This is a genomic window from Salinicola sp. MH3R3-1, assembly GCF_001937155.1.
GTDB lineage: Bacteria > Pseudomonadota > Gammaproteobacteria > Pseudomonadales > Halomonadaceae > Salinicola > Salinicola halophyticus.
The window spans coordinates 174,290-199,150 of the sequence record NZ_MSDP01000005.1 but is presented as its reverse complement, the minus strand read 5'-3'; the positions used below and the strand labels follow the sequence as shown (position 1 = coordinate 199,150).

Here is a 24,861-nt window from a genome sequence, read left to right as displayed (position 1 = left end):
ACTAGACCTGAGTAAAGATCAGTGAACCATTGGTCCCGCCGAACCCGAAGGAGTTCGACAGTGTCGTGCGAATCGGCATATCGCGTGCGGTGTGGGGCACGTAATCCAGCACGCAGTTCTCATCCGGGTTGTCGAGATTGATGGTCGGCGGCGCGACCTGATCGCGAATCGCCAGCACGCAGAAGATCGCCTCGACGGCACCGGCAGCCCCCAACAGGTGCCCAACCATCGACTTGGTCGAACTGACCGCCACCTGACGAGCGCGATCCCCCATGACCTGCTCGACCGCACGACTTTCCGCCACGTCGCCAGCCGAGGTGGAGGTGCCATGCGCATTGATGTAATCGATGGCCGAGGAATCGATGCCGGCGTCGCGAATCGCGTTGGCCATCGCCGCCGCCGCGCCGCTGCCATCTTCCGGCGGCGAGGTCATGTGGAAGGCGTCATCGCTCATGCCGAAGCCGGTCAGCTCCGCATGAATGGTCGCGCCACGGCGTTTGGCATGTTCGTACTCCTCGAGCACCATCACCCCGGCCCCGTCGGACAGCACGAAGCCGTCGCGATCGCGATCCCAGGGACGGCTAGCGGCCTGCGGATCGTCGTTGCGGGTGGAAAGCGCTCTGGCAGCCGAGAATCCGCCAAGACCCAGCGGCGTGGTCGCCATTTCGGCTCCGCCGCAGAACATCACGTCGGCATCACCATAGGCGATCGTGCGAGCGCTGTAGCCGATGTTGTGCGTGCCCGTCGTACAGGCAGTCGTGATGGCGATGTTCGGGCCCTTGAAGCCATGCTGAATGGCCAGGCTGCCGGAGATCATGTTGATGATCGACCCCGGCACAAAAAACGGCGAGATCCGGCGCGCGCCGCCCTTGCGCAGAGAGTCGTGGTTACGCTCGATCATCGGAAGACCACCGATACCCGAGCCGATGGCAACCCCGATGCGATGGGCGTTGGCCTCGGTACATTCGATTCCGGAATGACGCAACGCCTGCGTGGCCGCGGCCACTCCGTACTGAATGAACAGGTCCATCTTGCGAGCATCCTTGGGATTGAGATACTCGCCGATATCGAAATTCTTGATCGCACCACCGAACCGCGTATTGAAACCGGTCGTGTCGAAATGCTCGATCGGCGTGATGCCACTCGTCCCTGAAAGAAGGCTTTTCCAGCTCTCCTCGACCGTGTTGCCGACTGGCGTTACCAGCCCCATTCCGGTCACCACCACTCTTCTGCGCGGCATCTAATCTCCTCCGAACTTCCTGATGGCCATTTAGGCGCGGCTCATGAAGGACGATCCTTCGACTGTCATCGTCCCGCCGGATTGCCACCTCGACCTCGGCCCGACTGGCGCGAATTATACCTGAACAACCCGAGAGATGGGCGTCGTAAGCCGGGACTTTGGCATGACACCTCGCGGGCACTCGAGCCCTTCAATTTCCGCCACCCTGATTTGGAACACCAACTCATCGCCAAGCCGCCGCCAAGCCTTCTATCCTGGCCGGCCTTCCACCCGGGCCTTCCGGCCACGATGCCTGACCACCGGGTGGAGCACTCCCGTTTCATATCCCGTTTCATGACAGCGCTTCCCGTGTGGGTCATTCAGAATGCAGAAAGCCGCTCTCATTGAGAGCGGCTTTCCGAACATCGATACTGTCATCGATACTATCTAGCAGCTTGGCTTCTCTCGCCTCAGCGGGAGACGACAGGCTTACTGATGAGAGACGATGTAATCGATCGCTTCCTGAACGGTCGTGATCTTTTCAGCTTCTTCGTCGGGAATTTCGGTGTCGAATTCCTCTTCGAGCGCCATCACCAGTTCGACGGTATCCAGCGAATCCGCGCCGAGGTCTTCGGTGAAGGATGAGGAGTTCTGGATGTCCTCTTCCTTGACGTTCAGGCGTTCGGCAACAACCTTCTTCACGCGCTCTTCGATGGTGCTCATTATGTCGTTACTCCTAGTGGTACGAATCCGCCAGCTAAAAAGCTGCGGGTAGTTTATAGACCGCCCCCAGACGACGCAACCCGCGTCGCGGGAGGATTACCGCATGTTCATGCCACCGTTAACCTGCAGCGTTTCCCCGGTAATATACCCGGCTGCATCGCTGGCGAGAAAAGCAATCGCGGCGGCGATCTCCTCCGGCTGGCCCAGTCGCGCCAACGGAATCTGTTTCAGAAGCGCATCACGCTGCGCTTCCGGTAGAGACTGCGTCATATCCGTATCGATGAAGCCCGGCGCCACGGCATTGACCGTGATCGCCCGCGACGACACTTCGCGTGCTAGGGCCCGGGTGAAGCCTTCCATACCCGCCTTGGCAGCAGCATAGTTGACCTGTCCCAGATTCCCCATCATCGCGACGACGGAGCTGACATTGACGATACGGCCGAAGCGAGCTCGCGTCATCCCCTTGAGGCCAGCCTTGGAGACACGATAGACCGACTTGAGATTGGTATCGAGTACCGCGTCCCACTCGTCTTCCTTCATCCGCATCAAGAGATTGTCGCGGGTAATGCCGGCGTTGTTGACCAGAATGGTCGGCGCACCGAAGGCATCGGTAATACGCTTGAACACCGCATCGACACTGTTCTGATCGGTCACGTCCAGCGCCAGACCCAACCCTTCGATACCCTCGGCCTTGAGATCGTCGTCGATTCTGGCAGCGCCGGCTTCGCTGGTGGCCGTGGCCACGACGATGCGCCCCTGACGCCCCAACTCGCGCGCCACGGCACGGCCGATACCCCGGCTCGCTCCGGTGACCAGCGCCACTCTACGTTCGGTCATGATTTCACCCCTTGGGCTCTTGGACGTCCAGCGCATCACGCGCCAGCTCGAGCGCCGAAGACAAGGTATCGGGATCGTTGACCGCGATCCCTCTCGCCTGACGCTGAATGCGTTTGTTCAAGCCGGTCAGCACTTTCCCCGGCCCGCACTCGATGAAGACGGAGGCGCCATCCTCGAACATCGCGTTGACGCAGTCGGTCCAGCGGACCGGCTGGTAAAGCTGCTCGACCAGTCGCTGCTGCAGCACCTCAGTGGTCTCGGCAACCTTTGCGTTGACGTTTTGGTAGACAGCGTAACGCGGCAGCTTGAACTCAAGCTCTGCCATGGCGGCATCGACCCGCTCGGCGGCAGGCTGCATCAGTGCGCAGTGAGACGGCACCGAGACCGGCAACGGCAGAGCCCGTTTGGCTCCCGCTTCCTGGCAAAGGGCAATGGCGCGATCGACGGCGCGCTGGTTGCCTGCGATCACGACTTGCCCGGGAGAGTTGTAATTGACCGCAGAGACCACTTCCGACTGAGCGGCGTCGCGACAGGCCATTTCGACCGTGGCATCGTCCAGCCCCAGAATCGCCGCCATCGCCCCGACGCCGGCCGGCACCGCCTGCTGCATCGCTTCGCCACGCAGGCGAACCAGTCGCACGCCTTCGGCAAAGCCGAGTGCGCCGGAACAGACCATCGCGCTGTACTCGCCCAGGCTGTGCCCCGCCATCATGCCAGGGCGAGGCCCCTCGAGCTCCTGCCAGACACGCCAGATCGCGACGCTCGAAGTCAGCAGCGCAGGTTGCGTACAAGCCGTCGAGTTGAGCTCTTCTTCGGGTCCTTCCTGGACGACATGCCAGAGGTCGTAGCCCAATGCCTCCGATGCTTCATCGAAGGTCGTGCGTACGACACTGTAACGTTCGGCCAGCTCTCGCAGCATGCCGATCTGCTGCGAGCCCTGCCCCGGAAAGACCAAAGCCAGTGATTGCGTCATCGCGCTCACCCTTGAAGTGATGAATCGTCGGATCTCGTCGAATCACGAGACCCGCTATCCACTCGGCCGTCGCTGACGGTCGACGAGATAACGGGCGTCGCTGCGTCCTGAGACCATGCAGCGCGAAAATGCTCCGGCAGCCCGACTTCCACTTCACGCACTGCGCGATCGATGGCAAAGGCAAAAGCCTGCGCCCCGGCGTTGCCGTGGCTTTTGACCACGATACGATTGAGCCCGAGCAGGCTCGCGCCATTATGACGCACGGGGTCGAGCTGCGCCTTGAAACGCATCAGCGCGGGTCGTGCCAGCATCGTGACCAGACGCGTCGACCAGTGAGAGTCGAAGTTCGCCTGCAACCGCTTGAGCAGCATCTGAGCCACCCCCTCGCTTGCCTTGAGCACGGCGTTACCGACGAAGCCGTCGCAGACGACGACATCGGCCTGCCCGGAGAAGATTCCATCTCCTTCGAGATAGCCGATATATTCGAAGTCGCTACTGCCCCGCGCTCTCAACAGAGCATCCGCCTCGCGCACGCGAGCGACACCCTTGTTCGCCTCGACACCCATGTTGAGCAGCGCGACGCGCGGCACCGCCACGCCATCGACCACACGCGCCATCAGCGCCCCCATGTGGGCGAAATCGACCAGATGCCGGGCATGGACGTCGACGCTGGCACCGAGATCGAGCAGATAGCAGCGCCCACCCTTGCGGGTCGGCACTGCCGAACTGATCGCCGGGCGCGAGATACCCGGAACACTGCCCAGCTCACGCCGAGCCAGCGCGACCAGCGCGCCGGTATTGCCGCAGGTAATGCCGGCGACAGCCCGCTGCTCGCGCACCGCTTCCAGCATGCCGTAGAGGCTGGTTGCCGTCGGATCCTCGTAAACTTCCATGGGCGGAGTGGATTGCAGCACCACCCGTGGCGCGTCGACGATCGTGATGCGCTTGACGCTGGCAGCTTCCTGCGGGGCACGAGCCAGCTCCCCGATCAGCGTTTCGAGCTCTTCTCGCGGCCCGAAGACCAGCGGCTCCAGCTCGGGATGACGGGCCAGCGCCAACAGCAATCCGCCAATAGTGGCGCGGGGACCGAAGTCCCCGCCCATGGCATCGATGGCGATGCGCACTGCCTGACGAAACGCCTGAGGTTTCGTTAAACTTCGACGACCTTGCGGCCACGGTAATAACCGTCCGGCGCCACGTGGTGACGAAGGTGCGTAGTACCGGTTTCCGGATCCTTGGACAGAGCCGGTGAGGTCAGGGCATCGTGAGCGCGACGCATGCCACGCTTGGAACGGGTCTTACGGTTTTTTTGAACGGCCATGATATGACTCCAACGTCAATGTCTTTCAGGTTCAAATTTTTCCCTTCAACGACTTGAGGACGTCGAAGGGATTGTCAGGGCGGGCCGCTTTTTCGATCGAAGCGTCACCGCTGCTCATCTGCTCACGAGAAACCGCGCAATCGGCTTCATCGTGATAGACCACTTGGGGCAGGCCGAGAATCAACTCATCCTCCACCGCCCCCAGCAGGTCCAGCTGTTCGTTGTTGACCAGCACCGGCTCATAGTCGCTGGGCACTTCCGCCGCCAAGGCGTCATCGCTGACGACCGCGAGCTTGAAGTGGCTCGTAACGGACACCGGCATGGGCTGCAGGCAGCGCCTGCAAGGGACCATGAGATCCGCCTCCAGCTCCCCATCGATGAGATGACGACGCTGCGTATCGACATCGAACTGCAGCTTGACGATTGCACTGCCCTGCTGCGGCCCAATCTCGTCTTTCAGGCGCGTCAATTTCTCGAGGTCAACGAGACCCTCGATGGTTTCTTGGTTTGCCGCTGCCCGGTAGGGCTCGACGGTCGGGGGAAGTCGTCTGGTCAACATAGGCGCGACATCATAGGGATTTGCCGGGTCCCTGTCAAAGCGCTTGGATCGCGCTATCCTATTGTTTAAAAGGCAGGCTTAAAACCCGTGTTTAAATTCAGGCTCAAAAGCCGAGCTCGAAAACCAGGCTCAGGGCCATGTTCAAGAACCCCGGCTCGAACCGGCATCGGGCCAGGCTCCGACGGGTTCTGACTCGAGTCTCACACGGGCCATGCCACATACCGTACTCGAACTGCCGGCGTCACTGCCCGAAAAGACCGGCTTTCACTGACCGACAAGATAAGGATGTCCATGTCTCGACTGGTACTTGCCTCAAGCTCCCGCTACCGGCGACAGCTGCTGGATCGCCTGGAAATTCCCTACCAATGGGCCGCCCCCGAGATCGACGAGAGCCGACGCGAGGGAGAAGACGCCGTCACTCTGGCTCACCGCCTCGCGCTCTCAAAAGCGCAGGCGGTGTCTGCAGACTATCCCGATCATCTCGTCATCGGCTCCGACCAGCTGGCGCTGTTCGACGGCGACATCCTGGGCAAACCCGGCGACTTCGAGACCGCCTGCGCCAACCTGCGCCGATTCTCGGGCCACCGGGTAAGCTTCATGACCGGCCTTGCGCTGATCGACACCGGGGCGGGGCGCCATCGGGTCGTTCACGAGACTTATCACGTTCGATTCCGGGAACTGAGCGACGCCGAGATCGAGAGCTACGTATCGCGCGACCGCCCCTACGACAGCTCGGGAAGCTTTCGCATGGAGGGCCTGGGCATTGCCCTGTTCGAACGTTTCGAAGGCGATGATCCCAACACCCTGATCGGCCTACCTCTCATCAAGCTGTGCGAGCTACTGAGAGAGGCAGGCATGAATCCGTTGGCAACCCATCAGGGAAACGGTCAAGGTAGCTGATAGCGCACCGGCGATGCGGGGCTACTCAGTCCCAGCCAGTGGGCCGCCGCGCTGGTGAGCTTGTTGGAGACCAGCGACCAGGGATCCAGCGACGGCGTGTAATCTCTGAGACTCACTTCCCCGAGACGCGCTCTCGACAGCTGCTCGAGATTGCTGATGTCATCGATCAGGCCCAGCGACTTCGCCTGCTCGCCGGTCCAGATCAGCCCGGAAAACAGCTCGGGATCGTCGCTGAGACGATCTCCGCGCCCGGCCTTGACCGCATCGATGAACTGGCGATGCGTGGTATTCAGGACCGACTGCCAGAACGCCCGCTGCGACGGGGGAATCTCGGAGAACGGATCCATGAACGCCTTGTTCTCGCCTGCCGTGAAAACACGTCGCTTCACGCCGACCTTGTCGATCGCGCCCTCCAGGCCGAAGCCCGCACTGATGACGCCGATGGATCCGACCAGACTCGCCGGCGAGGCGTAGATGCGGTCTGCCGCCGACGCCATATAGTAGGCGCCGCTGGCACCGATATCCTCGATCACCGCCAGAATCGGCTTGTCGCCCTGCTCTTGCAGATAGCGAATCTCGTCGTAGACACGCTGCGACTGCACCGGACTGCCTCCGGGGCTATTGATATGCAGCACCACTGCATCCGCGCCCGGATCCTGCCACGCCTGCTGCAGGCCTTCGATGATGCGCTCGGCGTTGGCCTGACCGTTCGCATCGATGGGCCCGCTGACATCGACGACGCCAAGATGGCGCTTGCCGGCCGACATCCCGTCGCCCTGGGCCAGGAACAGGGTATAGGCGCTAAGGCAGAGCCCGGCAATCACGAGCAGTGCGAACAGCAGGCGGAAGAAAATTTTCCAGCGCCGGGAACGCCGCTGCTCGGCCAGCACCCCGCCGATCCAACGATCCATCATCCGCACTTCAGCCAAGCGCACCGTATCGGGATCGCTATCAGCACCGATTGATTCGCCGTCACCAGAGTGCGCCGCCTTTTGCCGCTCGGCGTTTTCCCGTGTCAGCTCAGGCCCTCGGGTCCAGTCATCGCGTCTATCGTCGCTCACCACCCTCTCCTTGCTGATTTTCAACACTCAGGGTCTGCCCACGAACCGTCAGTCCAACAGCCATTCGACGAGAGAGGGGAAGTCCTCGGCAACGAGACGCGGCTCACTGCGTAACAGGCGCTCCCGCTCGTGCACCCCATAGGTCACCGCGACACGATCCATGCCGATCGCCCGGGCCATTTCCAGATCATATTCGGTATCGCCAATCATCACCGCCTCCTCCGCCGTCACTTCACATTCGACCAGCAACTCTTCGAGCATCTGCGGATGCGGTTTCGAACGTGTGAGATCGGCGGTCCGGCTGGCAACGAACCACTCGCCGCAGGCGTCGTGATTCAGAGCGCGATCCAGACCTCGACGACTCTTCCCGGTGGCCACCGCCAAGCGGCAAGTCGGGTCCAGCCGCAGGCGTTCGATCCCCTGGACGACGCCGGGGAAAAATGGCGCCGGGATACGATCGGCCAGACGGAACTGATGACCGTAGGTCTCGCGTAGGCGATCCTGCTCGTCGGAGGTGATCCCCGGGAAGAGCCGGTCCATCGCCTCGGGCAGCCCCAGGCCGATGATATCGCGTACCGCGGCGGCACTCGGCACGCCCCACTGCAGCTCCCGCGCGGCCGTCTGCATGCAGGCAACGATCCGCTCCGCCGAGTCCATCAGAGTGCCGTCCCAGTCGAAGATGACCAACCGGTAACGACAGCGAGGGACTGCCAGCCCCCGACGATCGGCGCTTGCCTCTGCCTTCGTCATCTCACTGGCCACGGCGAGCACGCTCCAGCACCTTTTCCAGCCCCGGCTCCAGCGGCGCCCTTACCTGCACGGGACGCCCGCTCTTGGGATCGGGGAACGTCAGCGTCAAGGCATGCAGAAACAGCCGGTCGAGACCCAGCGATCGCGCCAGGTAACCGCCTTCCGCGGTGCCATACTTGTCGTCGCCCAGCAGGGCGTGACCGGCGTGGGCGGCGTGCACCCGAATCTGGTGAGTTCGGCCGGTGACCGGCTCCGCCTCGATCAGCGTCACTTTGGGAAAGGTTTCACGCACCGCGAATCGGGTCCGCGAGACCTTGCCGTTATCGTCCACCCGGACACGGCGCTCACCGTTGCCGGCATCGTAGCGATCCAGCCGCGCGCTGACATAGTCGCGCCGCGCCGGCCACCGGCCCTGCACCAGCGCCAGATAGCCTTTATCCACCCGACGCTCGCGCAACGCGGTATTGAGAGAGAGGAGCGAGTCCCGATTCTTGGCCAGCAGCAGGCAGCCGGAGGTATCCCGATCAAGTCGATGCACCAGCTCGAGAAAATCCAGATCCTCGCGCACCTGACGCAGCGCCTCGATCAATCCGATCTTGACACCGCTCCCCCCGTGCACCGCCAACCCGGACGGCTTGTTGATGACCAGCCAGTCCGGGCCTTCGATGACGACGCTGCCGGCCAGCAGATTGCGCAGACCCTCGCTGGCCTCCTTGACCGCACTCTCGGGGGCCAGCCGCAATGGCGGCACCCGCACCAGATCGCCGGCCTGGACGCGATAGTCCGCCTTGATCCGTTTCTTGTTGACCCGCACTTCGCCCTTGCGAACGATACGGTAGATCAGCGATTTCGGCGCACCCTTGAGCCGGGTACGCAAGAAATTGTCGATGCGCTGCCCCTGCTGCGACTCGCTGACCTCGATAAACTGAACTTCCTGGCCTTCGGCCATGCTCGACTCCCTGGATGGCGCGACTCGGAAACGCAGCGGCGCCTTCCACGCCGCTGCGGCGGCCATTCTAACGCACGGAACCGGCAGCGCGAGCTCAATTGCCGCTGCCTCGGCATTACTGTTATATTGCGAACTCACTCGATGGGCGAATGCCCATTCAGGCGCCAGCCACTGACTATGCTGGCCAAAGTGAATAAATGTCTCGATCTTCCAGAGAGTTAATGAAGCCAACCGCTCACGGCTGCTGGAATGATCAAAACACGTTTGGAACGCCAGGCCCCGAATCGAGAGCACGACTGTTACCCACAGCGTTCTGCTCGCGGGAAATCCACAGGTACCAGTGGAAGGCGTCGCCGAACCGAACAATGCCAAGTGATATAGACGGCAGTCTGCAGGACCGGATGCGTCGACGAAAGCGCACCGTGACATGTCCTGCCACCGTTTCGTACTCAACCCATGTTCGTGTAGCACCCGTAAAAAAGCAGGTCTTGAAAGCAACGATGTAGATAGTAACGAACAGGCACGCCACTGGGCCCGACGAGCGTCGACCGGAACGCGTATCGATGGCCGTTTCAGGCCCTGCGATACGCGATTTTCGCAGATTTCCCTCGAGTCCCGGACGCGGTTCTCGCACGTGTTTCACGCTGAGTTCGTTACGGTACACGCCACGCTGGTCTATCCTGCCGGGTCGCTTCATCCATGTGCGCGAGCACAGCACGACCGCTAGCGGTTCGTCGTCGCCAATTGCAGCACGCCTTCCACCGGCACGCTCAATTAGCGAGACCGTATGAAAAGAATGCTCATCAATGCGACACAGCCGGAAGAGCTGCGTGTCGCACTCGTCGAAGGACAACGCCTTTACGATCTGGACATCGAATCCGGTGCTCGGGAACAGAAAAAGGCCAACATCTACCGGGGCAAGATCACCCGGGTCGAACCCAGCCTCGAGGCCGCTTTCGTCGACTTCGGTGCCGAGCGTCACGGTTTTCTGCCGCTCAAGGAAATCTCCCGCGAATACTTCTCCAAGGATCCGTCAGGTCGACCGAACATCAAGGAAGTCCTGAAGGAAGGCCAGGAAGTCATCGTCCAGGTGGACAAAGAAGAGCGCGGTAACAAGGGCGCGGCGCTGACCACCTTCGTCAGCCTGGCCGGGCGCTTTCTGGTACTGATGCCCAACAACCCTCGCGCGGGCGGTATCTCTCGCCGCATCGAAGGTGAAGAGCGCAGCCAGCTCAAGGAAGCCATGGGTCAATTGACCCTGCCCGACAAGATGGGCGTGATCGTGCGCACCGCGGGTATCGGCCGTTCGCCGGAAGAACTGCAGTGGGATCTCGACTACCTCGTGCAGGTGTGGGAAGCGATCACCACCGAAGCGGTCAAGCGCCCTGCCCCGTTTTTGATCTATCGCGAGTCCAACGTCATCATTCGCGCCATGCGCGACTACCTGCGTCAGGACATCGGCGAAGTCCTGATCGACAGCAAGGACGTGCACGAGGAGGCCCTGAGCTTCATCCGCCAGGTGATGCCCTCCTACCAGCAGAAGATCAAGCTCTACACTGACGATGTACCGCTGTTCTCGCGCTTTCAGATCGAGTCCCAGATCGAGACGGCGTACCAGCGTGAGGTCAAGCTGCCCTCCGGCGGCTCGGTGGTCATCGACCACACCGAAGCTCTGGTTTCGATCGACATCAACTCGGCACGTGCCACCCGCGGCGCCGATATCGAAGAGACCGCGCTGCAGACCAATCTGGAAGCGGCCGACGAGATCGCCCGCCAGCTGCGTCTGCGCGACATCGGCGGGCTGGTGGTCATCGACTTCATCGACATGTCACCGGCGCGCAATCAGCGCGATGTCGAGAATCGGGTGCGCGATGCGCTCAAGCTCGATCGCGCTCGCGTCCAGATCGGTCGAATCTCCCGTTTCGGTCTGATGGAAATGTCGCGCCAGCGTCTGCGCCCTTCTCTCGGCGAAACCAGCGGTGTCGTCTGCCCGCGCTGTGACGGCCAGGGCACCATTCGCGACGTGCGCTCGATCGCTCTGTCGATCCTGCGCCTGATCGAAGAAGAGGCGATGAAGGAACGCAGCGCCCAGATTCGCGCCATTCTGCCGGTACCGGTGGCGACCTATCTGCTCAATGAAAAGCGCAACGTGCTCTCCGACGTCGAGCGTCGCCAGGGTGTCAAGGTGCTGCTGCTGCCGAACCCCGAGATGGATACGCCGCACTACGAGGTGCTGCGCTTCCGCGACGACCATGTCTCCGAAGATGGCGACGAAATCAAGTCGAGTTTCGAGATCTCCGTCGACAGCGAGTTGCTCAAGGAACCGGAGACGACGCTCGCCAAACCGATCCAGCGCACCCAGGCCGCGGTACAGACCGTTCAGCACACGGCCCCCGCGCCGGACTCGCTGCATCAGGAACCTGAAAAACCCGCGCCGGCGCCCGCAGCAGAACCTAGCTCCAGCACCGGCTCCGGTCAGGCGCGTCAGCCCGGCCAGGCCAATTCGTCCAGCGCCAAGCCGGCGACACCCGCCGCAGCTCAGCAGTCCCATGCCAACGGCGGACTGATGCAGCTCTTCCGAGGGCTGTTCGGACGCCGGCGGGCCGATGAAGAAGTGCCGCAGCCGAGCACGACGCCCAGCCAACGTGGTCAAGACAGTGGCAACGGCAATTCGTCGACAGGTGAATCCCGCAACGGCAATGGCGGGGGCAACGGTTCCGGCAACTCGCGTTCGTCACGCTCCTCGTCTCAGCGCAACAGTCAGCGTAGCGACGCCGGCGCCAAGCGTAACGATGGCAACGCGCGTTCCGCGGACAGCAATGCGCGTAACGACGGCGGCCCGCGTAACGGCAGCGACAGCAGTTCTCGCGGCGACAGCGGTTCTCGTAGCGACGGCGGTTCTCGTGGCGACAACAATGCGCGAGGCGATAACGGCAACCGTCAGGGCAATAATCGTCGCCGTCGAGGCCAGGATGATCGTCAGAACGGCAGTGATTCGCGTGGCGACAATCGTCAGAGCCAGAACCGTCAGCCGCGTCAGGACAATCGTAACGGCAAGGCGGACAAGGCCGGGAATGACGCCAGTCAGGAACCGACCAAGTCTGACAGCGTTAGCCAGCCCGGCAATAACAAGCCGTCACGTTCCGACGCTGCCGATACGCCGTCCGTAGCCAAAGAGACCGTCGCGACCCAAAGCGCTTCGAACGAGAGCGCTTCGAAAGAGAACGTCGACAGCAAGCCGAAGCGGACGCGCAACAATCCGCGTAACCGCTCACGCAAGCACGCCCTGAACCCGAAGGCGGCCGAAGAGCAGCAGCGGCTGCAGACGGCGACAGCCCAGGAAACGGACGCAGCGACAACGGCTATCGATGCTGATGCCGATAGCGTAACGACTGCCCCTCAGACTGGCGAAAGCACCAAGCCCTCCGAGACCGGATCGGTTGATACGCCAGCGACCGCAGCCAAGCCGTCTGAAACCAAGCCGTCTGAAACCAAGCCGTCCGAAGCCAAGCAGTCCGAAGCCAAGCGGTCTGAAGCGAAGCCGGCGGAAGCCGGGGCCTCCGAAACCAGCAGCTCTGAAGTCAAAGCCGCCGAGGCGAAAACGGGCAAAGCGAAGGTGGACAAGTCCGAGACAGCGCCGAAGAAGGCGGAGCAGGACAAGCCGACTTCAACGCCTGCAACGGCGACCGACGATAGCGTCAAGAAGCCTGATGTACCGTCTACTCCGTCTCAGGACGATAGAAGCGGCCGTCAGACCGACGTGGACAGCTCGGCGCCTGCTGCCGCGGACGTGGCTCAACCGACGCCGAAACCGGCCGAACCATCGGTCGAGGAAAGCCAGGTCGTCGAAGCGACCGCCGCGTCTGCCGAGCGTCCCGCCGAAGCGCCAGTCAGCGAGTCCTCGATCAACGAGACGCCGATCAGCGATGAGGCGACCCCGAGCGCCACGCCCGCCGCCGCCGCTTCGTCATCGGTGAAGGCGTCAACGGCTGATGTCTCCAGCGACGAAACGTTGGCCGCTGACCAGGCATCGTCGCCCGCCGCCGGTATCGCCTCTTCGCCGATGACCGACAAGCCTTCTGCCACGCAGGATGCCAAGACCGAGCCGATGGCGGAGAGCGTAACGCCGGAAGCGACGCCTGCCCCGCAGACCGAAGTCGCACCGAAGGCGGAGCACGCGACGGCCGAGCAGACTCGCCCAAGCGACGTCAGTGAGCATTCGCCGGAACCCGCCAGCGTCGAGTCCAGCGACAAGACATCGGCAGTGCCGACGTCGGAAGCGCAGAAGGCCGAGTCAACGACGGAGTCAACAAACCAGGCCACGGGCCAGGCCACGACCACCACTGCCGAAAGCGATGGTGAGCCGAGCCGGCCACGGCGTCGGGCTCACAACGACCCGCGTGAAAAGCGTCGTCGTGAAGGCGGTCAGAGCGACAGCTGATCGGCCGACGCGACGTCCCACAAACGAAAAGCCCAGACAGTTGTCTGGGCTTTTTCTTGTCTACTGATTTGGCTGCTGGCTCTTGGTTAACGGCTCTGGTTGCCGTTTCGGGTTACTAGCGCCGGTTCGATCCACTGCCCTTTGCGGTATGCCCTTGACGGTTCGATCCACCGTTAAGTTTGACCAACGGTTCGCCACTGTCGGCTGACTATTCGTGGTCTGGAATCGAATCAGCCGCTACCCATCCGACGCTTCGCTCTTTGAAGTGTCGATGCCAGGTGCCTCGACACAACGAGGCTCGCGCTCGAGCACCACGCCGAAACGCGCCTGAACGGCAGCGACCAGCGTGTCAGCGAATGCCAGCAACCCTTCGAGCGTCCCGCCCCCGAAGTGAACCAGCACCAGAGCCTGACGATCATGTACGCCGAAGGCGCCCTCACGGTGCCCTTTCAGCCCGCACTGATCGATCAGCCAACCGGCGGCCAGTTTGACCTGCCCATCGGGCTGCGGATAGTGCGGCATGGACGGCGACTGCTCCAGTAACCGGGCAGCGACCGCCGCGGTGACCAGCGGATTCTTGAAGAAGCTGCCCGCGTTGGGCGTCCGAATCGGATCGGGAAGTTTCTCCCGGCGGATGGCGCAGACCGCCTCGAACACGTCCCGCGCACTCGGCGAAGCCGACACGCGCTCCCGCAGGATTCCGTAATCGAGCTGCGGACGCGGGCGCGTCGACAGCGTCAGTCCCAGCCGCGTGATGACGACCTGATCGGCCAATTCCCGTTTGAACACGCTGTCGCGGTAGCCCAGACCGCAGGCGTCTCGATCCAGCCGCTGCACACGGGCATCACGCCGATCCACCAGCTCGACCCAGTCGATCACGTCGGCCAGCTCGACGCCGTACGCACCGATGTTCTGGATCGGAGCGGCACCGGCCAGACCGGGGATCAGCGCCAGATTCTCGATTCCCCACAGTTCACGCGCGACGCAGGCCTCGACCAGCGCATGCCAGCCGACGCCGGCTCCGACCTCCACGTGGACCGTGTCGCCGAGCCCCTGGCGAAACGTCACACCCTCGATATCCGCCCGCAACGTGAGTCCGCCGACCGCCGGCGGCAACAGCAGGTTGCTGCCGCCACCCAGGACCGTGATCGGCCAGCCGTGTGCATTGGCCAGTTGCAACCCGTCGACGACATCCGATTCGGAGCGGGCGTGCCAGAAGCGCTCCGCCCGGCTCGGCAACGCCAGCGTATTGGCGTGGGAGAGATCACGATCGATCGCGAGCCCGTCAGCCACGTCCAGCCCTGTCGACATCAGGCCATGCCCAGACGTTGCCGCAACGAGGCCAGCAGCCCTTCCACCCCGAGCTCCAGTTGATCCAGCACTTGCTGGAAGCCCGCCTCGCCGCCGAAATAGGGATCCGGCACATCCTGACCCGGCTGGCCGGCATAGTGAAGCAGGCGGGCCACCTGCGCACGACTGCCGGCCGGTTCCCGATCGAGTACCCGCTCGAGATTGTCGGCATCCATCACCAGAATCTCGTCGAAATAGGTGAAGTCCTCGAGGGCCAGCTGGCGCCCGCGGAGGCCGCCAAGATCGACACCTCGATCGGCGGCGGCCTGGATGGCGCGACTGTCCGGGGGAGCGCCGACGTGCCAGTCGCCCGTTCCACAGGAGTCGACCTCGACGCGATCCGCGAGCCCCGCCTCATCGAGACGCTTTCTCAGCATGCCTTCCGCCGTCGGTGAGCGGCAGATGTTGCCCATGCACACGAACAGAATTCGCCATTCGAATCGCGACTGATTCATGCCTCGCTCCGCTGTAGAAAATGTCGGCGTACGCGTTCCAGGTCCTCCAGCGTGTCGACGCCGCCAGGCAGCGACGAGGAGACGGTCGCCACCTGAATGAGATGGCCGTGCTGAAGCGCCCGTAGCTGTTCGAGCTGTTCGAGCTGTTCGAGCGGGGCCGGCAGCCAGCTGACGTAGTCGGCCAGAAAGCCGACGCGATAAGCGTAAAGGCCGATATGGCGTAGCCACGCATCGGTCTCGAGCAGGGTCGGCGGCTGCGTTTTCCAGGCATTGCGATCCCACGGGATCGGCGCCCGCGAGAAATAGAGCGCGCGCCCCGTCAGATCGGTAACGACCTTGACCACGTTGGGATTGAACAGCGTATCGACATCATGGATCGGTTCGGCGAGCGTCGAAATGGAGGCCTGCGCATCGGAAGCCAGTCGCTCGGCCACGCGGTCGATCGCGCTGGCGGGCAGCAGTGGCTCGTCACCCTGGACATTGACCACGATGGTCTCCGCCGCCAGCTGCAACGCTTCGGCGACTTCAGCCAGCCGATCGGTGCCGGAGGGGTGATCGCTACGCGTCATCACCACTTCGGCCCCAAAAGCCTGGGCGGCGCGCTCGATCCGGACGTCGTCGGTGGCGATCACGATCCGGGACGCGCCACTTTCCTTGGCCCGCAGCCAGACATGCTGAACCATCGGCAAGCCATCGATCTCCATCAGCGGCTTGCCCGGAAGCCGGCTGGAGCCGTAGCGAGCCGGAATCACGACGACGAAATCACTCATGGCGCCGGCGCTGCCTTGCCGAGTTTTTCCTCGGTGGGCATGACCCGAGCTTCGTTCTCCAGCATCACGGGGATGCCGTCTCGAACCGGATAGGCCAGCCCGCTGACCGAGCTCTTGAGCTCCTTGCGCTCGCGATCATAAGTCAGTTCGCTGTGACTGACCGGACAGATCAGCATCGCTATCAATTCCTTATCCATGGCCACTTCTCCTCGACAATTCCTATTTATGCCATTGATGCGTCCGATGAACCGACGCGACAGTCTGGCGCCATGATCGCGCCATCACCGCTGTTATTCTAGAGCAGAACGAAATCCGCGCAGAACGAAGCCGGAGCGAGACGCCCTACTGCGAGCGCGGCCTCCACTGCTCGACCCGCGCACGCCACCAATCGACGAACGCGGCTTCCGGCGACGCCTCGACATCCAGCACCCAGCAGCGGTCATCCGCGAAACCGGCACACTTCACCGCATCCTTGGCCGTCATGACCACGATCGTCGGCGCAGCAGGCAGATCGGTGGCCGAAAAGCGGTGATGGTCGCCGAAGGCATGCTCCGTATGAGGAATTCCCAAAGCATCGAGAGTGGTAAAAAAGCGTTGCGGGTGACCGATGCCGGCCACCGCCGCGACGGGGGTATCCAGCGCAAAAGGCGCCGAGTCGACGGGGTAGCGGGCACCACTGCTCAGGTGACGCCAGACCTTGGGCGAAATCGTCATCGTGAACCGCGGAACGCCTTTTGCGTCGGCAGCCGACAGCGATTGGAACCCGCCGTTACCGATCAGCGCGTCGACCTCCGTCAGACGCTCAAGCGGCTCGCGCAGCGGCCCCCGCGGAAGACAGTGACGGTTTCCGAACCCTCGCTTCCCGTCGATCACCACCAGTTCCAGCGCCCTTCCCAGCGCGTAGTGCTGCAGGCCATCGTCGGCAATCAGGATATCGCAACGAGCATGCTCGAGAAGCCAGCGCGCCGCTTTTGGACGATCGGGATCGACGGCCACGGGCGCCCCGGTCTGCTGAGCCAGCATCAGCGGTTCGTCACCGCTCTGCACGACCGGCGTCTCTGAAGAGACCGACAGCGGATAGGCGCCGGCCTTGCCACCGTAGCCTCGCGACACGATGCCCGGCCGCCAGCCGTCCGCCTCGAGCCAGCGCACCAACCAGGCCACCAACGGTGATTTGCCCGTGCCGCCGACCGATAGATTGCCCACCACGACCACCGGTACCGGCGGCTGCCATACCTCTCGGCGGCCGGAGCGGTAGGCCTCGCGTCGTCGCGTCACCATACGGCGGTAAAGGGCCTCGAGCGGGCCGAGCAGACTCAGCCAGCGCGCCCCCCGATACCAGGCGCGCTCGATCGGCGTCACGCCTGCTCCTGGAACTGCAGCTGATAGAGCGAGGCATAAGCGCCGCCCTTGGCCAGCAGCTCGGCGTGCGTGCCGTTCTCGATCAGATTACCCTGCTCCATGACCACGATGCGATCGGCGCGCTCGATGGTCGACAGCCGGTGAGCGATGACGAACGTGGTACGACCGCGGCACACGACCTCCAGCGCGCGCTGAATGTAACGCTCGGATTCGGTATCCAGCGCCGAGGTCGCCTCGTCCAGAATCAGCACCGGTGCATCCTTGAAGATGGCGCGGGCAATTGCCAGGCGCTGGCGCTGGCCGCCGGAGAGCATGACACCGTTATCGCCGACCACAGTGTCGTAGCCGTTCGGCAGCTGCTCGATGAACTCATGGGCGTAGGCCGCTCGCGCCGCGGACTCGACCTGTTCCCGGCCGGCCTCGGGCACGCCGTAGGCGATGTTGTCGGCGATGGTGGTGTTGAACAGCGTGACTTGCTGAGAGACCAGCGCGATCTGCTGGCGCAACGGTGACAACTGATACTCCTGAATATCGATATCATCGACCAGAATGCGGCCCGCGGTAGGCCGATAGAATCTCGGCAAAAGCCCCATCAGCGTCGACTTCCCGCTTCCCGAACGCCCCACGATGGCCACCATCTGCCCGGCCGGGACCTCGAGGTCGATACCCTTGAGCACCTCGGGCTGGTCGTCGCCGTAGGCAAACCGCACATCTTCAAAGCGCACGCCCCCTGCCAGCCGCTGGGGCAGGCGCGTCCCTTCGTCGCGCTCCGTCGGCTGGCTCAGCAGACCGAACAGCTCCTGGGATGCCGACAGCCCTTTCTGGATGATGCTGTTGACGTCGGTCAGCGATCGGATTGGCTTGGCCATCAGCGATGCCGCGGTGATGAATGCCACGAATTCGCCTGGCGTCATCGCGTTCATCAGCTCCGGCGCCATCGCCAGCCACACGAGCCCGGCGAGTGCCAGTGCCACCAGCAGCTGGATGATCGGCGTACTGGTCGCCTTGGTCATCGCCTCCTTGATGCTCTGCTCGCGGTTGTAGTTGCTTGCCGCCTCGAAGCGTTTCTTCTCGTACTCTTCCGCACCGTGAGTGCGCACCACTCGGTAGCCGCTCAGGGCCTCGGACGCGACATGCGTCACCTCGCCCATCGAGTTCTGAATGCGTCCGGAAATCTTGCGGAAGCGCTTGCTGGTGTAGCGCACTACCAGTCCGATCAGCGGCGTGACGCCCATGAAGATTAGTGTCAGCAGCCAGTTGGTCCAGAACAGATAGCCAATCAGGCCGATCACGAACAGGCCTTCTCGCAGGATGGTGGTCACCGCATTGGTGGCCGCTCCGGTGACCTGCTCGACGTGATAGGTCACTCGCGAAATCAGGTGTCCGCTGGAGTGCATGTCGAAGAATCGTCCCGGCATATGCAACATGTGATTGAAGACGTTGCAGCGCAGCCGGTGCACGACGTTTCGAGACACGTTGCTCATAAAGTAAGTGCCAAGAAAGGTACCCACACCGCGGGCAGCGAACATCACGATCACGAACAGCGGCAAAAAAAGGCGAAACGAGGCGTCGGGATTCTGTATGCCGTCGATCAGCCGCTTCATCATCTCTGCCAATGCGGTGCTAGAGGCCGCATAGATCGCGTAGCCGACCACCGCCAGGGCGAATGAGCGCCACTCGACGCGGACGTATTCGAGAAGACGTCGATAGAGTTCCCAACTGGAAGCTTGTGACACGTTGACTCCGTTCGACTGGGAAAGACCGAGACCCGACGCGGGCGTAGCGACAGCCAGACAGCGCAAGGCCGGGCGGACGCTCGCGGCCATGCGGTTCCGCCACGCGGCTCGGGCGCATTCAGGGGCTGGATTCTACCCCAACATGCTCGCGGTCGACAGCCGACCGCCGCGACCATCCCGGATGCCGCTGGGCATGAACCACGACGCCGGAGGACGACAGCGTGATCCGCACGGCGCCGTCGTAGGCGGTATTCCAGACTCGACTGCCGGCATCGATGAAGCGCTGCACGACCGCTGGCGCCGGATGGCCGAACGGATTACCGCGCCCGCTGCTGAAGATCACGTCGTCAGGATGGGCGGCGGCGATCAACGCCCGGGATGAACTCGTTGCACTGCCGTGATGGCCTGCCACCAGCACGTCGACGGGCCGCGCGCCCAGCGGCCCCTGCGTCAACGCCCCCGCGAACGCGCGTTCGCGATCCGCGCTGGCATCGCCGGTAATCAATACCCGCCGCTCGCCCGAGGTCACCAGCAATACGCAGGATCGATCGTTGCGATTCGCCGCGACGTCACCCGCTGGTGGCGACAGAAACCGCCAGGTGACGCTGCCATCATGCCACTCGTCGCCCGCCTCGCAAGGACGCGACGGTAGCGCCAGCTCGTTTCCCCGAGGCGCCCACCAGTGCTCGACGCGATGGTCCTGGCGTAGCGCGGCGATACCGCCCGCGTGATCGGTATCGCTGTGGGTGACGATCACGTCGTCGAATCGTTGCCCCGGCGACCAAAGCAGCGCTGCCGGCATGAAGCCCGACGCAAAACGAGGACCGGTATCCATCAGTACTCGGCGATCCCGGGTCTCGAGCTGGACCAGCTGGCCCTGACCGACGTCGTAGACGGTGACGATCAACTGACCCTCATCCAGTTCAGGGCGGTGAAGCAGCGATACGAGCAGCGCCAGCAGCAGGCAACCCCATAGCCGCGTCGTACGCTCCACGCCCGGCAGCAGCCAGATCATGCCCCACAGCAGCAGGGCGAGAGAGACCGGCCATCGCCACCAGGAGTCGGGCGTCCATAGCGGCAGGAGATCGGACGCGCCGGCCAGCAGGAACGCCAGGATGTTGGCAAGGTGATCGAAAGGCCACCAGGCCCAGCTGGCCAGGGTCGGCCAGGGCGCGAACAGCCATCCCAGAAAGCCGAGCGGTACCATGACGCTACCGACCAGCGGAACGGCAAACAGGTTGATCACCGGCGCCAACGGCGACAGGCGTCCGAAAGCAAGCAGGACCGCAGCAGCCATGATCGGTGCCAGCAGCCACTGACTGCGAAGCAGCGCGATGCCGCCACCTCGCCACCCGATAGGCCTTGGGCGCCCCGACCAGGCCAGGATCAGCACCGCCACCGCGGCGAACGAGAGCCACAGTCCAGGTCGCCACGGCGCCAGAGGGTCACAGATCACCACCAGTGCCAAGGCCAGCCACCAGGCTTGCCACCACCCCGGCGCATGACGCCCGCTCGCCGCCCACAATCCCACCGCGACCATGATCGCGGCGCGTACGGCGGGCGGCTCGAAGCCGGCAAGGCCCGCATAGGCAAAAGCGGCCGCGCCGGCGCCCAGCCAGGGCCAGATCGTCATCCGCCAGGCCAGGGGTTGAAGCCAGCGCGACAGCCGCCTCAGAAGCCACAGAAACAGCGCGGCAATCAGTCCGATATGCAGGCCGGAGATGACCATCAGATGCGTCGTCCCGGTGGCATTCAGCAGTTGCCAGTCATCATCGTCAAGGCGGTCACCGGCGCCCAGGGTCAAGGCGCTCAGCCAGCGTTTGCCAAGCGGGGAGATGTCCACCGCGTCCAGCCGCGCGAGCGCCGACTGACGAAGGGAAAATGGCGCCCCGGAGAGTCGTCGCGGCGCATCGTCGCGAACATAGCCGAGCGCCTGGATGCCCTCGCGCCACAGCCAGGCCCCATAATCGAACGTCTCGGGATTGGCGAACCCTATCGGCTGGCGTAGCCGCGCGGTGAGCTCCCAACGCTCTCCCCGCTCGAGTTCGGGGGCGCCGTACCACGAGAGCCTGACCCTGTGACTATCGGGACAGCTGTCACCAGCCCTTCGGGGGCGACAGTCATCGATCTGGAATCGAAAGCGGGCCCGCCGCGCATCGACGTCCAGCGTCTGAATTCGACCGGACAGCGTGAATTCGTGCCCGGCAAGTGCCGATGGCAACACTCCCTCACGCTGCTGGCCAACGCCATGAGCACAGGCCAGCAGTGCCAGCATCACGGCGCCCGCCCATAGCGAACGTCGCCATGCCGAGATTGCCAACAGTAGGACGGCGCCGCCGTACACGCTCCACCCTAAAGTGCTGGCATCACCGCCAGGATGGCCGACGGGAGAACCGAGACGTGAGCCCAGGAAAGACCCGCCTATCGCCGCCATGGCCAGCGGCATCCCCCAGCCCAGGCGTCCCGGTAGCGCTTCGATCAAGCGCCGAACATTAGCGGCCGCCAACGAGTGAAGTCTCGGGATGGCGATCTAACGACGGACTTAACATGGCGGGGCCTTGGAGTTGTATGGATAATGGGCCTTCTTCGTTCAGCGAGCGGCCTCATGTCTCGTCGATGGTTACAACGCTACATTCCCAGCCAGGAGAGGCTGCAGCGCACTCGCTCTCTGCGTTTCATGCAACCCATGCTGGACGATCCGGCGATGTGGATACTCTCGCGTCGCAGCGTTGCCAACGCCTGCATGGTCGGTCTGTTCGCGGCCATGCTGCCGATCCCCTGTCAGATGCTGCTGGCCGCTTTCGGTGCCTACTGCTTTCGCGGCAATCTCCCGCTGTCCGTCAGTCTGGTCTGGTTGACCAACCCGCTGACGATGCCGGTGGTGTTCTACTTCAATTACCGGGTCGGGGCCTGGATCCTGAACTACCCGGCGCGCCAGGTACCGGACCACATCACCACGATGTGGATTGCCGAACAGATGGCCAACATCATTCTGCCGCTGGCCGTCGGCTCGGTCGTCGTCGGCCTGGTGCTGGCCATCGCCAGCAACGTGCTGGTACGGCTGATCTGGCGCTTACAGATCTCCCGCAGCTGGCGCCGCCGGGCGAAACGACGCCAGCGCCGCCAGAAACCGTGATTTCATCGAGTTCGACCTTCCCCCGAGCCACGGCTCCTCTGCCTTCTTCCTGTCGAGCACCATTTCGACGCATGGCGGGAACGCAAAAAAATGCCGCCCTGGACTGTTGATCGTCCAGGGCGGCGTCAGCTTTAGCGGCTGTCGAAATTATCGGCGCTGGTTCACACCGCGTCGACAGCGGTCAACTGACCCTTGTCGAGACGCATCATGCGATCCTGATGGGCCGCCAACGACATGTCATGGGTGACTACCACGAAGGCGCAGTCGGTGGTCGCTGCCAGTTCGTCCATCATCGCCAGAATGTTGCCTGCGGTGGTCTGGTCAAGGTTGCCCGTCGGCTCATCCATCAGCACCAGGCTCGGATCGGTGACCAGCGCTCTGGCGATGGCGACGCGCTGGCGCTCGCCGCCAGACAGTTCACCCGGCTTGTGCGCGCCCCGCGGTGCCATCCCGACGCGATCCAGCAGCTGCTGGGCCTTGTCGACGGCGACCTTGCGGCTCTGGCCGCGAATGATCAGCGGCAGAGCGACGTTCTCCGCCGCGGTGAACTCCGCCAGCAGATGGTGGAACTGGTAGACGAAACCGATATAGCGGTTGCGGAAACTGCCCAGCGCCGCCTCACCCAGCCCGGCCAGCGACTGCCCGCCGATGATGACCTCGCCGCCGCTGGGACGGTCGAGGCCGCCCAGCAGATTGAGCAGCGTGGTCTTGCCGGAACCGGAGCTGCCGACGACGGCTACCCGCTCTCCCGCCCGCACCTGCATATCCAGATGGTCCAGCACCGTGAGATCCTGCGGCCCTTCGCTGTAGGTTCGCGTGAGCTGGCGGCAGTCGAGCATGACGTTGTCTCCGCTGGCGGACGATGACCGGAATTTGACTTCACTCATAACGCAGCACCTCGGCCGGCTGGATACGCGCCGCTCGCCAGGCCGGATAGAGCGTCGACAGGAAGGTCAGCCCGAACGCACTGGAGATGATGACACCCAGATCGCTCATCTCGAGCCGCGACGGCAGATAGCTGATGAAATAGACGTTGGGATCGAGGAACTGAATCCCGGTGACCGCCTGCACCCAGGCAATGATATCGGATACCGTCAGCGCCAGAATCACCCCGGCAACGACGCCGATCACGATTCCGATGATGCCGATCGCCAGCCCCTGAACCACGAAGATGCCCATGATCGATTTCGGCTTGGCGCCGATCGTGCGCAGGATGGCGATATCCGCATGCTTGTCGGTGACCACCATCACCAGCGTCGAGACGATATTGAACGCCGCCACCGCCACGATCACCATCAGCAACAGGCCGATCATGTGCTTTTCCATCTGGATCGCCTGAAACAGATTGCCGTGGGTATAGGTCCAGTCCATTCCCCGGTAGCCCGACCCCAGATTCGAGACGATATCCCGGGTCACCGGCCCCGCCTTGAACAGATCGTCGAGCTCCAGACGCAGTCCGTCGACCTTGTCGCCGAGGCGCGCCAGCGTCTGCATGTCCTCGATGTTGGCATACGCCAGATTGGCGTCCAGATCGGCACCGACCTTGAAGATCCCGCTGACAGTAAAGCGCTTCAAGCGCGGGAAGACGCCACCCGGCGTGATCGAGGCTTCCGGCACCAGCAGCGTCACGCGATCGCCCACGCCGACACCCAGGTTGCGCGCCAGCAGCGAACCCAGCACCACATGCCAGCTGCCGGGAGAAAGCTCATCGAGCGTGCCCGCCTGCATGTGCTGGTCGATAATCGAGACATGGCGTTCGTACTCCGGCTGCACCCCGGTGACCATGGCGCCCTGGGTACGCCCGCTCGCCGAGAACATGCCCTGCTGCTGCACGTAGGGTGCCGAGGCGATCACGTCCTTGTGCTGATCGACCTTCTCGGCCAGCGCTTTCCAGTCCTGCATGCCGCCCTGCTGTTCGATACGGGTATGCGGCACCATCCCCAGCACGCGAGTCCGCAGCTCGTGGTCGAAGCCGTTCATGACCGATAGCACCAGTATCAGTACGGCCACGCCCAGAGCCAGACCCAGCATCGAGGTCAGTGAAATGAAGGATATGAAGTGATTACGTCGTTTGGCCCGGACGTATCGCAGGCCCACCAGAAAGGGTAAACGGTCGAGCATCAGGTTTGGTTCCTTGTCAGCAGCGGCTCATGTTACGGGTTTTTGGCGATTCCCGAAAACGCTAGTTTGCCGGGTCACTCGCTGCTTGCCAGCCGGCAGAGCCACGCTACACTGGCGACCAACGGAAATCGGCGACGGGCGGGCCTCGAAACCGCTGTAGAACGGCACCGAACGCTGGCTTGCATTGCCGCAACCAGG

Annotated in this window: 22 protein-coding genes; 3 read left to right on the top strand and 19 right to left on the bottom strand. The window is 63.2% G+C overall.

The genetic code is table 11. From position 1 onward, the window contains the following. Position 1: 1 nt before the first annotated feature. The 7 genes from fabF to BTW08_RS04310 form a co-directional block, all read right to left on the bottom strand. On the bottom strand, positions 2–1,240 hold the full coding sequence (gene fabF, locus BTW08_RS04340; RefSeq protein ID WP_075561293.1) for a beta-ketoacyl-ACP synthase II: 1,239 nt from the start codon (positions 1,238–1,240) through the stop codon (positions 2–4). Between the two features lie 468 nt (positions 1,241–1,708). Then, positions 1,709–1,942, bottom strand: coding sequence for an acyl carrier protein (gene acpP, locus BTW08_RS04335; RefSeq protein WP_075561292.1), 234 nt, complete (start codon positions 1,940–1,942; stop codon positions 1,709–1,711). A 96-nt stretch (positions 1,943–2,038) separates the two neighbouring features. Continuing rightward, the gene (gene fabG, locus BTW08_RS04330; RefSeq protein ID WP_139313573.1) at positions 2,039–2,782 is read right to left on the bottom strand and encodes a 3-oxoacyl-ACP reductase FabG; all 744 of its coding nucleotides are present in this window, start codon (positions 2,780–2,782) and stop codon (positions 2,039–2,041) included. Position 2,783: 1 nt separating this feature from the next. Next, on the bottom strand, positions 2,784–3,752 hold the full coding sequence (gene fabD / locus BTW08_RS04325; protein WP_075561290.1) for an ACP S-malonyltransferase: 969 nt from the start codon (positions 3,750–3,752) through the stop codon (positions 2,784–2,786). 5 nt (positions 3,753–3,757) lie between these two features. Continuing rightward, the gene (plsX, locus tag BTW08_RS04320) at positions 3,758–4,876 is read right to left on the bottom strand and encodes a phosphate acyltransferase PlsX (RefSeq protein ID WP_075561289.1); all 1,119 of its coding nucleotides are present in this window, start codon (positions 4,874–4,876) and stop codon (positions 3,758–3,760) included. A 26-nt stretch (positions 4,877–4,902) separates the two neighbouring features. After that, positions 4,903–5,073 carry a 50S ribosomal protein L32 gene (rpmF, locus tag BTW08_RS04315; RefSeq protein ID WP_075561288.1) on the bottom strand — a complete coding sequence of 57 codons (171 nt, stop codon included), beginning with the start codon at positions 5,071–5,073 and terminating at the stop codon, positions 4,903–4,905. 31 nt (positions 5,074–5,104) lie between these two features. Then, positions 5,105–5,632: a YceD family protein gene (locus tag BTW08_RS04310; protein ID WP_075561287.1), complete on the bottom strand. Its 528-nt coding sequence runs from the start codon at positions 5,630–5,632 to the stop codon at positions 5,105–5,107. A gap of 291 nt (positions 5,633–5,923) precedes the next feature. On the opposite strand from BTW08_RS04310, the gene BTW08_RS04305 reads away from it, so the two are divergent. Continuing rightward, positions 5,924–6,532: a Maf family protein gene (locus tag BTW08_RS04305; RefSeq protein ID WP_075561286.1), complete on the top strand. Its 609-nt coding sequence runs from the start codon at positions 5,924–5,926 to the stop codon at positions 6,530–6,532. On the opposite strand, the gene sppA is transcribed toward BTW08_RS04305, so the two are convergent. The 3 genes from sppA to BTW08_RS04290 are packed head-to-tail and all read right to left on the bottom strand — an operon-like array spanning position 6,520 to position 9,292. Beyond that, positions 6,520–7,593 carry a signal peptide peptidase SppA gene (gene sppA, locus BTW08_RS04300; protein ID WP_075561285.1) on the bottom strand — a complete coding sequence of 358 codons (1,074 nt, stop codon included), beginning with the start codon at positions 7,591–7,593 and terminating at the stop codon, positions 6,520–6,522. The genes BTW08_RS04305 and sppA overlap by 13 nt on opposite strands. Positions 7,594–7,641: 48 nt before the next feature. Further along, on the bottom strand, positions 7,642–8,343 hold the full coding sequence (locus tag BTW08_RS04295) for an HAD-IA family hydrolase (RefSeq protein ID WP_075561327.1): 702 nt from the start codon (positions 8,341–8,343) through the stop codon (positions 7,642–7,644). 1 nt (position 8,344) lies between these two features. Beyond that, positions 8,345–9,292: an RluA family pseudouridine synthase gene (locus BTW08_RS04290; RefSeq protein ID WP_075561284.1), complete on the bottom strand. Its 948-nt coding sequence runs from the start codon at positions 9,290–9,292 to the stop codon at positions 8,345–8,347. Positions 9,293–10,079: 787 nt separating this feature from the next. On the opposite strand from BTW08_RS04290, the gene rne reads away from it, so the two are divergent. Then, entirely contained in the window at positions 10,080–13,733 is a 3,654-nt protein-coding gene (gene rne, locus BTW08_RS04285; protein WP_075561283.1) for a ribonuclease E, read from the top strand. A 237-nt stretch (positions 13,734–13,970) separates the two neighbouring features. Here rne and murB read toward each other — a convergent pair whose 3' ends face one another. The 7 genes from murB to BTW08_RS04250 form a co-directional block, all read right to left on the bottom strand. Further along, positions 13,971–15,044 carry a UDP-N-acetylmuramate dehydrogenase gene (gene murB / locus BTW08_RS04280; RefSeq protein ID WP_075561282.1) on the bottom strand — a complete coding sequence of 358 codons (1,074 nt, stop codon included), beginning with the start codon at positions 15,042–15,044 and terminating at the stop codon, positions 13,971–13,973. Then, a complete protein-coding gene (locus BTW08_RS04275; protein WP_075561281.1) occupies positions 15,044–15,538 on the bottom strand; it encodes a low molecular weight protein-tyrosine-phosphatase in 495 nt (164 codons plus the stop codon). The genes murB and BTW08_RS04275 overlap by 1 nt, the downstream gene beginning before the upstream one ends. After that, positions 15,535–16,308 carry a 3-deoxy-manno-octulosonate cytidylyltransferase gene (gene kdsB, locus BTW08_RS04270; protein ID WP_075561280.1) on the bottom strand — a complete coding sequence of 258 codons (774 nt, stop codon included), beginning with the start codon at positions 16,306–16,308 and terminating at the stop codon, positions 15,535–15,537. Before kdsB ends, BTW08_RS04275 begins: the two co-directional genes overlap by 4 nt. Then, positions 16,305–16,505 (bottom strand): Trm112 family protein, encoded by a 201-nt coding sequence (locus tag BTW08_RS04265; protein WP_075561279.1) that lies wholly within the window; start codon positions 16,503–16,505, stop codon positions 16,305–16,307. The genes kdsB and BTW08_RS04265 overlap by 4 nt, the downstream gene beginning before the upstream one ends. A 145-nt stretch (positions 16,506–16,650) precedes the next feature. Next, a complete protein-coding gene (lpxK, locus tag BTW08_RS04260) occupies positions 16,651–17,670 on the bottom strand; it encodes a tetraacyldisaccharide 4'-kinase (RefSeq protein ID WP_075561278.1) in 1,020 nt (339 codons plus the stop codon). Then, a complete protein-coding gene (msbA, locus tag BTW08_RS04255) occupies positions 17,667–19,406 on the bottom strand; it encodes a lipid A export permease/ATP-binding protein MsbA (RefSeq protein WP_075561277.1) in 1,740 nt (579 codons plus the stop codon). Before msbA ends, lpxK begins: the two co-directional genes overlap by 4 nt. Before the next feature lie 118 nt (positions 19,407–19,524). Continuing rightward, on the bottom strand, positions 19,525–21,912 hold the full coding sequence (locus BTW08_RS04250; protein ID WP_246837635.1) for a DNA internalization-related competence protein ComEC/Rec2: 2,388 nt from the start codon (positions 21,910–21,912) through the stop codon (positions 19,525–19,527). A 99-nt stretch (positions 21,913–22,011) separates the two neighbouring features. On the opposite strand from BTW08_RS04250, the gene BTW08_RS04245 reads away from it, so the two are divergent. After that, complete coding sequence (locus BTW08_RS04245; RefSeq protein ID WP_075561275.1) at positions 22,012–22,542, top strand: DUF2062 domain-containing protein; 531 nt, start codon at positions 22,012–22,014, stop codon at positions 22,540–22,542. A gap of 161 nt (positions 22,543–22,703) precedes the next feature. Here the strand turns inward: BTW08_RS04245 and BTW08_RS04240 are convergent, their stop codons facing one another. Both BTW08_RS04240 and BTW08_RS04235 read right to left on the bottom strand, forming a co-directional pair. Beyond that, positions 22,704–23,429, bottom strand: coding sequence for an ATP-binding cassette domain-containing protein (locus BTW08_RS04240; RefSeq protein WP_075561274.1), 726 nt, complete (start codon positions 23,427–23,429; stop codon positions 22,704–22,706). Next, positions 23,422–24,663 carry a lipoprotein-releasing ABC transporter permease subunit gene (locus tag BTW08_RS04235; protein ID WP_075561273.1) on the bottom strand — a complete coding sequence of 414 codons (1,242 nt, stop codon included), beginning with the start codon at positions 24,661–24,663 and terminating at the stop codon, positions 23,422–23,424. Before BTW08_RS04235 ends, BTW08_RS04240 begins: the two co-directional genes overlap by 8 nt. Positions 24,664–24,861 lie beyond the last annotated feature (198 nt).